Origin of the sequence: Aquirufa sp. (genome assembly GCF_044342065.1) — a bacterium.
GTDB lineage: Bacteria > Bacteroidota > Bacteroidia > Cytophagales > Spirosomataceae > Aquirufa.
This window is the reverse complement of the sequence record NZ_JBIIQN010000009.1, coordinates 59,698-72,065: the sequence shown is the minus strand read 5'-3', so window position 1 is coordinate 72,065 and position 12,368 is coordinate 59,698. Positions and strand designations below refer to the sequence as shown.

Below are 12,368 nucleotides of genomic sequence, written 5' to 3'. Positions count from 1 at the left end.
CAACTAACAGACCCAAGTGAAAGAGGTCTTTTGACGCGCTTTTTGAGACATTCAATAGCTTTGCCTCTGCTGCTTATTCGGGGTTTTCAACCGAGTTATGGGCTCTTTTCAGGGTTCCGAATGAATGCATTAGAACCCAATAGGCCTATGAACCAAATTGCGATGGATTTTTCTCATTGGATCAATACGGCCAATTGGAACCCAGGTTGCCAGCATGAACCGCGCCGCTATGTAAAAGCCTTTACAAGTCCTGAATGCGTAAAATTGATTCTAGCTAATCAAAAGCCTATCCACGGGCATGCATCCTTAAAGTTGACTTCATTGATTGATGAATTACCCTGTATTTCGGATTCTCATGTTTTGGTGATGGGTGAACATTTGGCAAGTAATCCCGCATTTAAAGGCAGAAACATTGTTACCTGGGAGTCTTTTCATGTGAATAAATATACTCACAGCTATTCTAAAACGGATCAATTAGTTGATAAGTTGAGAGCGCAATTGAAGTACAAGAAAATTCCACAAGAGACCCCTTTGCACATTATTCCATCTTGCCTATATGAGGACCAAGGAAAATTGTTTTTGGCTAGTTTGGAGAATTTAACAAACCCAAGTACGACCTACGTTTACCGACCGTTTGATATGATTGATTGCCGTTTGGTTGACTTTGAATATGTATTTACCCATTTTCAATTAGCGAGCTAAATGTTTTGTGGCGTATAATGCGCCCAAATTTAGGTTCCTTTAAGCTCCTTTTAGAAAGAAGTGAACTTATACATTCAATAGTATTTAAATAAAGATCACCACATTTCGACCTCTGGCATAATTCAAATTAACTTTTGATCCAGCGCTAAAACAAAAAAGCTCAACATTTCTGTTGAGCTTATCAGAGCCTCCTGTCGGGATCGAACCAACGACCTACTGATTACAAATCAGTTGCTCTACCAGCTGAGCTAAGGAGGCGCATTTCGGTTTACAAAAGTAGTGCTATTCTCCTAAATCGCAAAACCGAAGTCTAAAAAAATTAACTTTTTTTCAATTTTTCTAATTCCTTTTCAGCCGCTTCAATTTTCTTTTCAAAATCTGCCCGAAGCTTGTCAGCATTTTTTCCCTTAGCAAAAAACTCTAAGTTATTGGATAACACCGCAATATCATTTTCGAGGGCTGCAATCTTCTTACGCGCATCCATTGACGGCCCTGCCGATTCCGTTTGCTCAGTTTCCGTCTTCAAAGACTTCAACTCAAATCCCCAAGCCGCTAATTGCTCCTTCGGTTGTGTTCTCGCCAAATCAATTAAGGCATTCCATGTCTTACGGAATGCATCCTGTAATTCTTTTACGTTCTTCTTTGGTACAAATCCTACCGCATCCCAGGCTGCCTTAACTTCACCTAAACGCGCCAATAAACTTGCATCCTTTAACATCGCTTCCATTTCTCCCAAAATCGCTTGTTTAGCTGCTAAATTAGCATCCATCTCCACGTCTTTGGCTCCTTTGGAAGCAGAACGTTTTAAATTGAAGTACGCATCACACGCCGCTTTGAATTTAGTATAAATACTGTCTTTCTGCTTCTCGGGTACATGACCAATCTCCTTCCACTTCTTTTGCAATTCGATTACGGTCTGTGTAATTTCTGGCGTTTCAGTTCCAACAGCAACGATGCCTTCTACTTGGTCGATCAACTGCTGTTTCGCGGCTAAATTAGCCTTACGCTCCGCATCAATCTTACCAAAGAACTCACTCTTATGCTTAAAGAACGTCTTTAAATCCGCCCAAAACTGATGACTAACTTCTTTGCCACCATCACGCGGTAATCCGCCCTTTAATTTTCCCCATTGCTCCTGTAAGGCCAGTACAGCCTTGGATGCTTGGTTCCATTCCGAAATGGAAGTTGACTGGAAAGTTGAATATCCATTCATCAATCCTGCCAATTCCTTTTTAATCTTTAAATTCTCTTCAAAAACCGCCTTGTTGGCATCTTGAATCTGTCTTTTTTGCTCAAACAAAACATCCAACGATTTCTTTACTCGTTGCCACATGGCCTTATTCTCTTCTCGTTGTGCCGGACCTATGTGCTTATACTCATTGAATAATTCTTCAGCCTCTTTTAATAAAGCAGGCAAATTTGTTGCCTTTGCAACAGCATCAGCTAATTTTTCCAATTTTGCTGCAATGACTTCTTTGGCCTGTAAATTCTTCTTGCGATCAAGTTCCAATAACTCAAAGAATATCGAACGGTTTGAATAAAAACGGTCAACTAATGCATGGTATGATTGCCATAAAGTTTGGTTCATCGGACCCTGAACCGCTCCCAAACCTTTCCATTCTTCTTGAATTTTTTTGAATGTCTTAAAACTTGCATTTACATGGGCCGGATCACTGTTGTCATCCTTATCCACTAAGTCACGCAATTCATTAATTAACCGCGTCTTACCTTCTAATGCCTTCTCACGCGCTTTTTCTAACCCTTGGAAGAATACCTGTTTCTCTGAACGGATATAATGGATTAACTGATCCACCGCATGAACTGCTTCATCCTTGAAATCAAATCCCTCATCTGTTCCATCATTAGCAGCTTTAAATGCCTCAATGGCGGCTTGTTTTTCCGCTTGCTTCAATTGAGTCCAAGCTTCCTTGACTTCTTTTGTTATCTCATCCACCTTTTTGTAAGTACTTGGATGGGCATGATCTGACACGATTTCCTTGATTTTTCCGAAATACGACAAGAAGTTGTCTTTTGAAGCAACTGCAAAATCGAATAAGGGGTATTCTACCTCTTTAACTGGTGCAGCTACCAAAACTTCTTTCGAAAGCATTTCTACTACCTCCGCTGGTGCTGGTTCTTGCACTTCATTTGATGGCATTTCTACCGTCTCTTCAGTTATTGGTTCCTCTACTTCATTCGAAAGCTGGTCTGTTGGCTTCGATGTTGGTACGGGTAGGTTTTCCTCTTCAGCTGGATTCTGATCAATCATCATGTCGTCGTTGTTTGCGTTTTTAAACTAGTTTTTCAAAAATACGCTCCATCGATACCGCATAACCTAGTTTTTCTTTTAGGTCTGCGATAGAAATGCGCTCTTGGCTCATCGTATTGCGATCTCGCACCGTTACTGTTTGATCTTCCATCGTTTGGTAATCAACTACGACGCAATACGGCGTTCCAATTAAATCTTGACGGGTATAGCGCTTGCCTATGGCGCCACCATCGTCGTACGTTGTATTAAAGGCAAATTTTAATTGATTTGTTATCTCTTGTGCTTTCTCCGCTAATCCATCTTTCTTCACTAATGGCAATACCGCAACTTTCGTAGGCGCCAAAGCCGGATGAATATTCAAGTAAACGCGTTGCTTCAAGCTTTCACCTTCACCCGTCGTTTCTTCGGTATATGCATTGCACAAAATCGCTAAAAACAATCGATCTGCACCCACCGACGTCTCCACGACATACGGAATATAGTTCTGATTTATTTCTGGGTCAAAATATTGCTGCTTTTTCTTCGATAATTCTTGATGTGATTTTAAATCAAAATCAGTCCGCGAGTGAATTCCCTCCATCTCCTTAAAGCCAAATGGAAACCGATACTCAATATCGGTAGCATTATTAGCATAATGCGCAAGCTTCTCATGATCATGGAATTTCAAGGAATCAGCCGGTAGGCCGATTGCCTGGTGAAACTTCATACGCGTCTCTTTCCATTTATTGTACCACTCCATCTCCGTGCCAGGACGCACAAAAAATTGCATTTCCATTTGTTCAAACTCCCGCATACGGAAAATGAAATTACGGGCTACAATCTCGTTACGGAAGGCTTTTCCAATTTGCGCAATACCAAAAGGCACCTTCATACGGCCCGTTTTTTGCACATTTAAGAAATTCACGAAAATCCCTTGCGCCGTTTCCGGACGTAAGTAAATCAAGGATGCATCTTCCGATACGGCTCCCACTTGGGTCGAGAACATCAAGTTAAACTGACGTACTTCGGTCCAATTCGCAGTACCCGAAACGGGGCATTTAATATTTTGATCAATAATCAATTGGCGTACAGCCTCTAAATCTCCTGCATCCAATCCTTTCGCCATGGCTTGCATTAAGGCCTTCGCCTCATCCGCTTTTCCTTCGTCTTCCAGCGCTGCAGCACGTTCCTCTAATAAAGTATCTGCCCGATAACGCTTCTTTGAATCCTTATTGTCAATCATCGGATCATTGAATGAATCTACGTGACCAGAAGCTTTCCAAGTTAAGGGATGCATAAAAATAGCCGCATCTAAGCCTACCACGTTGTCATTCAACATCGTCATGGCCTTATACCAAACGTTCTTTAAATTATTCTTTAATTCTACACCATTTTGACCATAATCGTAAACGGCTTGCAAGCCATCGTAAATTTCCGAAGACGGGAATACAAAGCCATATTCCTTGGCGTGTGAAATTATATCCTTAAGTGCTGAGGCGGTATCTTGTCTTTTCTGCTCCATGTAATCCATTCAATTAAGCATGCAATTTACCGAAAAGAATGAAAGAGAATAGATTTTTCTTAATTTTGCGACGTATTTTTTTTACATGCAGAAAATCCTTTGTATTCGTTTTTCGTCCATCGGTGACATTCTTTTAACCACACCCATAGTGCGTGTACTAAAAGCACAATTCCCTCATGCCGAAATTCACATCGCGACCAAGGCTTCCTTCGCTCACTTATGGGAGGGAAATCCACATGTACATGATGTTCATGGTTTTGATGGTAATATATTGAAATTTGCTGCTGAGCTTCGTGATCAGGGTTTTGACATCATTTATGACCTTCACAAAAACCTTCGTTCGCATGTTTTGTGTTTGCTGCTAGGGAAGCTACCCAAGCAAATCAATAAATACACAAGTGCCCGTAAAACCTTCATTAAAACGAAAGTGAACACTTTGCCCGGACACCTTGTTGACCGAAACTTACAATCGCTCGGACTTCAGTCGGATGGCCAAGGCTTGGATTATTTTATTCCCGCTGCGTCTCACGTTAATCTGTCTGATTTTGGCATAAAAGCACCCTACATTCTTTTTGCCATCGGAGCTGCACATCAAACCAAGGTGTTGTCATATCCAAAAATGATCGAATTGCTTGATGCGATTCCCCAACAAGTTGTTTTGGTGGGGGATGATTGGGATGAAAAAATTGGGTACCGATTAGCTACGCTTTTTCCTGAAAAAGTGCTAAATCTTTGTTCGAAAACAAGTATTGCGCAAAGTGCGTCTCTTGCCCAACAAGCTGCTATGGTCATCGCACATGATTCATCCATGATGCATATTTCTGCTGCACTTAAACATCCTAATTTATTCACCATTTGGGGAAGCACGCACGTTGGTCTTGGTTTCACACCCTACAAAACGAAGTTTACAGCTATTGAGAATACGAATCTACCGTGTAGGCCCTGCTCTACACAAGGTTCAAATGTTTGTCCTTTAGGACATTTTAATTGTATGAATTCTTTGGATCTTTCGGCGATTAAACGCGCCGCACAAGCATTATGAAAAATATCAAATTTGCCTTATTGCAATTGACTTGTTCGGAAAATGTTCAAGCAAATCAAGCAAAAACCGTGGCTAAAATCCGGGAAGCAGCCGCCCAAGGTGCCCAAGTGATTTGCTTGCAAGAATTGTATCGTTCAGTATATTTCTGCCATAAACAAGATGCTGCCTATTTCGATTTAGCGGAAGTTATTCCTGGGCCAGGAACGGATTCTTTGTTAGCATTAGCACAGGAATTAAAGGTTGTAATCGTAGCTTCATTGTTTGAAAAACGCAGCAAAGGTGTTTACCATAATACCTGTGCCGTACTCGATTATGCCAAAGGCTATCTAGGTAAATATCGTAAAATGCACATTCCGCAAGATGCCGGCTATGAAGAGAAATACTATTTTACACCAGGTGATTTAGGATATCAAGTGTTCGATTCGAGTTATGGAAAATTGGGTATTTTGATTTGTTGGGACCAATGGTATCCTGAAGCAGCTCGTTTAACTGCGCTGAAAGGGGCAGAAGTATTGATTTATCCAACCGCTATTGGTTGGGATAACCAAGAACCGAGCAGCGAAATAAACCGTGAACAATATCAAGCTTGGCAAACCGTTCAGCGTGGCCATGCGGTAGCTAATGAAGTACCCGTGATTGCTGTTAATCGAGTAGGAGAGGAAAATGGCCAGACTTTTTGGGGAGGTTCCTTTGTGAGCAATGCTTTTGGGCGAGTGCTGTATCAAGCTCCGCACAACACGGAAGAAGTTGCAATAATTGAAATTGATTTGGATACACAAGAGCAATACAGACGTATCTGGCCATTTATGCGGGATCGACGCATTGATTCTTATCAAGATATTACCAAACGATACATCGATTGAGCTATTTAATTAACCTACTTCGACTTTATGCTTTTTGGCTAATTTTCTTTTTGGTCGAGCGGCTGATTTTTGTTGTTCGATTTTGGGATGCCATAACCGAGGACGGTAGCTCTGAAGTTTTCGTGATTTTTCAATCAGCCTTGCGTCTTGATGCTTCCATGACGGGATACGTACTTGTTATCCCTGTTTTACTCTGGGTGGTAGAGATCATCATAGGGAAATCATTTGTTTCCCCGCGTTTTTTGATTGGGTACCAACGGTTTTTTATTGGCCTTTTTTCACTTATTGGGGCCGTAAATTTGAATATTTATCAGGAGTGGGGAGCGAAGGTCAACTTTAAAGTCTTCAAAATATTTTTTAGTTATCCGTATGAATCAACGATTTCTAGCCTGGAAACGGGTATTGGTTTGACGGTCGGAATCTTCCTATTTCAAGTGCTGTTTTTTGCTTGGCTCATTCGCTTTTTCATCCGCCCTTCATTTCAGCTACATCCATGGCTCGTGCGTCCATTGCTCAGTTTATTTGTTTTAGGGCTGACCTTTTTAAGCGTACGGGGCGGTTGGCAATTAGCTCCCATCAGCCAAAGCATGGCTTATTTTTCTTCCAAGCCTATCTTAAATCATGCGGCTGTCAATACTTCTTGGAATTTGGCGCAGGATGTTACGAATAATTTAGCGGGAAATACCGGTGACTTTCATTACTTACCCGATTCTCAAATAGATTCAATTCTAGATGTTTATCAATCAGCAGATTCGTTGGCCCGAACAGAAATTTTCACCCATAAACGCCCCAATATCGTCTTCATTCTCTTGGAAAGTTACACGGCTGATGTCGTAGCATCATTAGGGGGTGAGCCGGGAATAAGCCCCGAATTAGGGCAATTGATGGAGCAAGGTGTTTCTTTTACGAATTTATATGCTTCAGGAGATCGTACTGATAAAGGCTTGATTGCCGTGATGAGTGCCTTTCCTGCGCAAGCAACCAAAAGTATTATTTCCGAGACGGATAAGCAGGAAAAATTACCCTCGCTTGCTCAAGTATTTAAGGAACAGGGCTACGAAACGGCATTTATGTATGGGGGAGAGAGTGAGTTTTTTGGGTTTAAATCGTATGTGCTGAGCCACGGATTTGATCATTCCACCGACAAGCATGCGTTTGCGCCTGAGGATCAAAATTCAAAATGGGGTGCCCATGATGGTGTTGTTTTTAAGCGATTTAAACAGCAGTTGGGTCAGTTAAGCCAACCGTTTTTTGCGACGATGCTGACACTTTCCAACCACGAACCTTTTGAGATTCCGGAGGCTCCGCGCTTTCCAGGATCCGATTTACCGAATCGTTTTCGGAGTACGGCTTTTTATACTGATAAATCGTTGGGGGCTTTTATCCGTTCAGCACGTAAAGCGTCTTGGTTTAATAATACGCTTTTTGTCATCGTAGCTGATCACGGCCATCGCTTACCAAAGGAAAAATATCCGATTTCAGCGGCTGAACGATTCCATATTCCACTGGTATTTTTTGGCGATGTCATCAAACCTGAATTTCGTGGGAAACAAATATCGGTGTTTGGTAGCCAAACCGATATTGCCAAAACCTTGTTGGGCCAATTAAGCTTAGACGGCCAAAGATTCAAATTTAGCCAAGATTTGTTCACCACAAATTCGAAGCAGGGATATGCATTTTTCGACTGGGATAATGGATTTGGGGTGATTAGTCCGAAAGGATTTACCAGCTTTGATAATGCGGGAAAACGCGTGATTAAACAGGAGGGAAGCACCCAATTATTGACGTTCGGTCAAGCCTACATGCAACGGGTGTTTTCGACTTATCAAGCCTTTTAAATGAGCGAAGTCAAATCCTGGATTGCTATTGTTTTCTGTGTTTGAAACCCTTCTCCATACGTTACCCCAATCTTGTGTCCCATTTCACGGGCACGTGCTTCGATGAAGTTTAGGAATTCGGGACTCGAAATATACGATGCCGGTTCGTTGGATTTCGGATCAAAGAATTGGCTGCGAAATGCGCGAATTGCCGCTTCCTTCGTTTTCCAATGTTCCGTTACATCAACAACGAAATCAGGTTCAAGGTAACGATCTTGAATGTAATGAAAGATTTGCTTAGGACGCCATTCTTTCTGATGCTCACCATTTCTGAATGTTTCAATCTTCCGCAAGCCACTCAAAAAACAAGCATCTATGGCCAATTGAGCACCTTTTCCATGGTCAGGATGCCGATCTTCCAGGGCGTTCGCCAATACAATGTCCGGCTGGTAAGCCCGAATAACTTCAATTAACTTCAATTGGCTCGCCTGATCATTCATGAAAAACCCGTCCGCTAAACCAATATTCTCACGAATTTGAATGCCCAATATGTCCGTTGCTGCAACCGATTCAGCTAAACGGATTTCGGGAGTGCCTCGTGTTCCTAATTCTCCATGCGTAAAGTCAACAATACCCACTTTTTTCCCTTTCGCTATGGCAGATACGATGGTGCCTGCAACGGCTAATTCCGCATCATCTGGATGTGCAGCTAAAACGAGTATATCTAATTTCATTATCTTAGTGAATACGAAGGCGTCTTCCAGCTTTAATTTTCGAGGACATTTTTAAGCCGTTTAACTTAGCTAATTTACTAGCAGAAATGCCAGCTCGTTGAGCAATCGATCGCAAAGAATCTCCTGAACGTACTTTCGTCCAAACTTTGCTTCTTGTTTTGATTTTTTCACCCACACTTCCGTATTCATTTCGAAGTGATAAAGCACGAATATTAAAGGTTTGGGCGGTTATTAATAAGTGATCTGAGAGAGGTTCGCCTATGGCAAAATTATAAACCTGATTTGGGTTGAATGGATTTCCTTCATAGCGTGTTTCATAATGTAAGTGCGCCCCAGTGCTTCGTCCCGTATTTCCACCTAATCCAATCTCATCACCGGCTTTAACTAAAGTGCCCGATTCTAATCCTTGTTTCGAAAGGTGTCCAAAAAGTGTTTCTAAACCATTGTAATGACGTAAAACCATGTATTTTCCATACCCACCTGGGTTAAAATTTACTACACGAACTATGCCATCGAAGGGTGCAAAAACAGGATATCCCGTTTCTAAATCTAAGTCGACACCTGCATGCAATCTACCCCAGCGTGGCCCAAAAGGACTTGTTTGCCTCATAGAAGCTAAGGGCATAGCCCAATTATGGCCTGCGGCTAAATTGTACAACTCCAAGTCAACCGGCTCATCAAATTCCTTCGCATCGATGGAATAGGGGTCGATACTTTTGGTATCCCAAATTGAAAAATAAGATGCCACGGAGACGAAATCTTCTGTTCCTACCGGTGCATTTTCCTCTTCGATTTCCACGACCAAGGATTCTCCTTCATCAATGGATGTCGTATCGAAATTACTAATACTTGGGTTGATGACTTTCAATGGCTCATATTTACGCTCTTGTAATTCTGAACCCTGAATAGCCGTTTCTTTGGCATCGCTCTCTGTACGAAAAGTCAATGGTGGTAATTCGTCCAATTCATCTTTCTTAGCCGTTTTTTCCTGATACAAAGAAGAATTCGGTTTAGATTCGATTTTGGTCTTTTTCTTGAAAAGCTTATTTTCTTGTGAATAGCCAGTTAGGGCCATAAAGACCAAACTAAGACCAAGAAAAACCTTGCTAATTTTCATAGGCTTTGATTAATGTAAATTATTGGCAGCCAACCATCTTTCTGCGTCTAATGCTGCCATGCAACCACTTCCTGCTGCCGTAACGGCTTGTCGGTACATCGAATCTTGTACATCTCCACAAGCAAATACCCCTGGAATATTTGTCCGACTAGTTCCTTTTTCGGTAATTAAGTATTCTTGTGCGTCCATGTCTAATTGACCCTTGAAGATGCTCGTATTCGGTTGGTGACCAATCGCCACGAAGAATCCTGTCAAAGCAATTTCTTCTTTTGCTTTTGTTACGTTATTTACAATACGAATTCCGGTAACACCATTGGCATCACCTAAAATTTCTTCTGTTTCTGAATTCCAGTGAATCGTGATTTTGGGGTTTTTTTTCACTCGCTCCTGCATGATTAAGGATGCTCGCATTTGATCTCTACGAACAATTAAATGCACTTCTGTACATAAATTGGCTAAATAACTTGCTTCCTCAGCAGCTGTATCACCAGCACCTACTACGGCAACGGTTTGATTGCGATAAAAGAAACCATCGCATACAGCACATGCTGAAACACCCAACCCATTAAAGGTTGTCTCGCCGGCTAAGCCTAACCATTTAGCGGAAGCACCTGTCGCGATAATTACTGAATCCGCTAGGATTTCTGTGGTTTCATCGATCCAAACCTTCTTTGGTTGGCTTGTGAAATCTACTTTTGTCGCCATGCCATAACGCACATCCGTTCCAAAACGTTTGGCTTGATTTTCTAAATCAACCATCATAGCCGGACCATCAATTCCATTCGGATAACCTGGAAAATTATCAACTTCAGTCGTCGTAGTCAATTGACCGCCTGGTTGCCCCCCCTGATACATTACAGGATGTAATCCTGCCCGAGAAGCATAAATAGCTGCAGTATAACCTGCTGGACCTGAACCGATAATAAGACACTTAATGGAATTCGACATAGATAAAAATAGTAAAAAATGAGTCTGCAAATTTCGGTAAATAAGCTTACAATCGCAAACCTCGAATTTCTCCTTTTTGTTCCTTACATTTGTTACACAACCTCGATTTAACGTATGATTGGTAAAAATATTACACATAATCTCACATTTTGGGTATTGTTATCTATTCTCGCTGGTGTAATTATTGGTCATTTTGATTCAGAACTAGCGCTTTACCCTGTGTTAGAAAAGAAATTTAATTATCAGTTTTTAGGAACGGATTTATCATTTGGACCTAGCTTAAGTGAACTTTTTTCGGGAATATTCATCAGCCTAGTTAAACTTTTCATTCATCCCATCATTTTCTTAACGATCAGTTTAGGGATTGTCAACATGGGAAATTTAAAGAAGGTAGGCCGCGTGGGCGGTAAGGCTTTATTGTACTTTGAAGTTGTGACAACATTAGCTTTGATTATTGGTCTAGGTGTCTCCCATGTGCTTACCCCGGGGGAAGGTGTAATTCGTGCTGATATAGCTGGTGGGGATATTTCAAAGTTTACGCAAAAGGCCGCAAGTTTCAGTTGGATGGTTTTTTTTAAAGAAAACTTTACCATTCAGGTTTTGGCTTTCTCATTATGCTTTGGTTCTTTTTTGAACTTTGTACGAGGAAAAGCCCGGATGATCTCAGGAATGCAACAGGCTGAACATTGGGTTTTTAAAGGGCTTAAGTTTGTTATGTATTTAGCTCCATTGGGTGCTTTAGGTGGTATGGCTTATACAATCGGGAAATTTGGTATTCATTCGTTATTGCCTTTAGCAAAGTTGATGGTTTCCGTATATGCCACCATGGCGATTTTTATCTTTGTCATATTAGCCCTGATTATGCGAAGCTGCGGTGAACGTATCACGGTTTTTTTAAATTACATCAAAGAAGAATTATTGATTGTTTTAGGCACTTCCTCATCAGAGGCTGCTTTACCATCGTTAATGAAGAAATTAGAACGCATGGGTTGTTCCAAATCCGTTGTAGGTCTTGTGGTCCCTGCCGGTTATTCGTTTAATCTGGATGGAACCAGTATTTACTTATCCATGGCCACCTTATTTTTAGCCCAGGTCTATGGTATCCAACTGAATTGGGAGCAACTATTAACCATCATTGGTGTACTTATGGTTACCTCAAAAGGTGCTGCAGGTGTTACTGGTAGTGGTTTTGTGGTACTTGCGTCTACATTAACCGCATTGCAAGTTATTCCGCTAGAGGGGCTTGCCTTATTACTTGGCGTTGACCGATTTATGTCGGAGGCGCGAGCCATTACCAATTTTATTGGAAACGGGGTAGCCACGATTTGGTTAGCCAAACACGAAGGAGAATTTCATCAACCAGAAGCCTAATATA

The 12,368-nt window shown here is 41.4% G+C and carries 10 protein-coding genes and 1 tRNA gene; 5 read left to right on the top strand and 6 right to left on the bottom strand.

Annotated features, from left to right (window positions below):
• Window positions 1-702 (top strand): hypothetical protein (locus ACIQZ2_RS05345; RefSeq protein ID WP_395767815.1); only part of this gene is annotated, 702 nt, incomplete at its 5' end.
• 185 nt (window positions 703-887) lie between these two features.
• On the opposite strand, the gene ACIQZ2_RS05340 is transcribed toward ACIQZ2_RS05345, so the two are convergent.
• The 3 genes from ACIQZ2_RS05340 to ACIQZ2_RS05330 all read right to left on the bottom strand — a co-directional run bounded on the left by ACIQZ2_RS05340 (window position 888) and on the right by ACIQZ2_RS05330 (window position 4,472).
• Window positions 888-960, bottom strand: a tRNA-Thr gene (locus ACIQZ2_RS05340).
• Between the two features lie 61 nt (window positions 961-1,021).
• Window positions 1,022-2,974 carry a DUF349 domain-containing protein gene (locus tag ACIQZ2_RS05335; RefSeq protein ID WP_395767814.1) on the bottom strand — a complete coding sequence of 651 codons (1,953 nt, stop codon included), beginning with the start codon at window positions 2,972-2,974 and terminating at the stop codon, window positions 1,022-1,024.
• 19 nt (window positions 2,975-2,993) lie between these two features.
• Window positions 2,994-4,472, bottom strand: coding sequence for a glycine--tRNA ligase (locus tag ACIQZ2_RS05330; RefSeq protein WP_395767813.1), 1,479 nt, complete (start codon window positions 4,470-4,472; stop codon window positions 2,994-2,996).
• Window positions 4,473-4,557: 85 nt separating this feature from the next.
• Here ACIQZ2_RS05330 and ACIQZ2_RS05325 point away from each other — a divergent pair, with 85 nt between their 5' ends.
• The 3 genes from ACIQZ2_RS05325 to ACIQZ2_RS05315 are packed head-to-tail and all read left to right on the top strand — an operon-like array spanning window position 4,558 to window position 8,215.
• Entirely contained in the window at window positions 4,558-5,514 is a 957-nt protein-coding gene (locus ACIQZ2_RS05325; protein WP_395767812.1) for a glycosyltransferase family 9 protein, read from the top strand.
• Window positions 5,511-6,377 carry a carbon-nitrogen hydrolase gene (locus tag ACIQZ2_RS05320; protein WP_395767811.1) on the top strand — a complete coding sequence of 289 codons (867 nt, stop codon included), beginning with the start codon at window positions 5,511-5,513 and terminating at the stop codon, window positions 6,375-6,377. Before ACIQZ2_RS05325 ends, ACIQZ2_RS05320 begins: the two co-directional genes overlap by 4 nt.
• Window positions 6,374-8,215 carry an LTA synthase family protein gene (locus tag ACIQZ2_RS05315; RefSeq protein ID WP_395767810.1) on the top strand — a complete coding sequence of 614 codons (1,842 nt, stop codon included), beginning with the start codon at window positions 6,374-6,376 and terminating at the stop codon, window positions 8,213-8,215. The genes ACIQZ2_RS05320 and ACIQZ2_RS05315 overlap by 4 nt, the downstream gene beginning before the upstream one ends.
• Here the strand turns inward: ACIQZ2_RS05315 and bshB1 are convergent.
• From bshB1 to trxB, 3 genes are read right to left on the bottom strand one after another with little or no spacing between them, the layout of a single operon-like run.
• Window positions 8,212-8,928 carry a bacillithiol biosynthesis deacetylase BshB1 gene (gene bshB1 / locus ACIQZ2_RS05310; RefSeq protein ID WP_395767809.1) on the bottom strand — a complete coding sequence of 239 codons (717 nt, stop codon included), beginning with the start codon at window positions 8,926-8,928 and terminating at the stop codon, window positions 8,212-8,214. The two genes, ACIQZ2_RS05315 and bshB1, sit on opposite strands and share 4 nt — an antisense overlap.
• A gap of 4 nt (window positions 8,929-8,932) precedes the next feature.
• Window positions 8,933-10,045 carry a peptidoglycan DD-metalloendopeptidase family protein gene (locus ACIQZ2_RS05305; RefSeq protein ID WP_395767808.1) on the bottom strand — a complete coding sequence of 371 codons (1,113 nt, stop codon included), beginning with the start codon at window positions 10,043-10,045 and terminating at the stop codon, window positions 8,933-8,935.
• A gap of 9 nt (window positions 10,046-10,054) precedes the next feature.
• Window positions 10,055-10,993, bottom strand: coding sequence for a thioredoxin-disulfide reductase (gene trxB / locus ACIQZ2_RS05300; RefSeq protein ID WP_395767807.1), 939 nt, complete (start codon window positions 10,991-10,993; stop codon window positions 10,055-10,057).
• A 114-nt stretch (window positions 10,994-11,107) separates the two neighbouring features.
• Between trxB and ACIQZ2_RS05295 the strand changes: the two genes are divergently transcribed.
• Window positions 11,108-12,364: a cation:dicarboxylate symporter family transporter gene (locus tag ACIQZ2_RS05295; protein WP_395767806.1), complete on the top strand. Its 1,257-nt coding sequence runs from the start codon at window positions 11,108-11,110 to the stop codon at window positions 12,362-12,364.
• The last annotated feature ends 4 nt before the right edge of the window (window positions 12,365-12,368 follow it).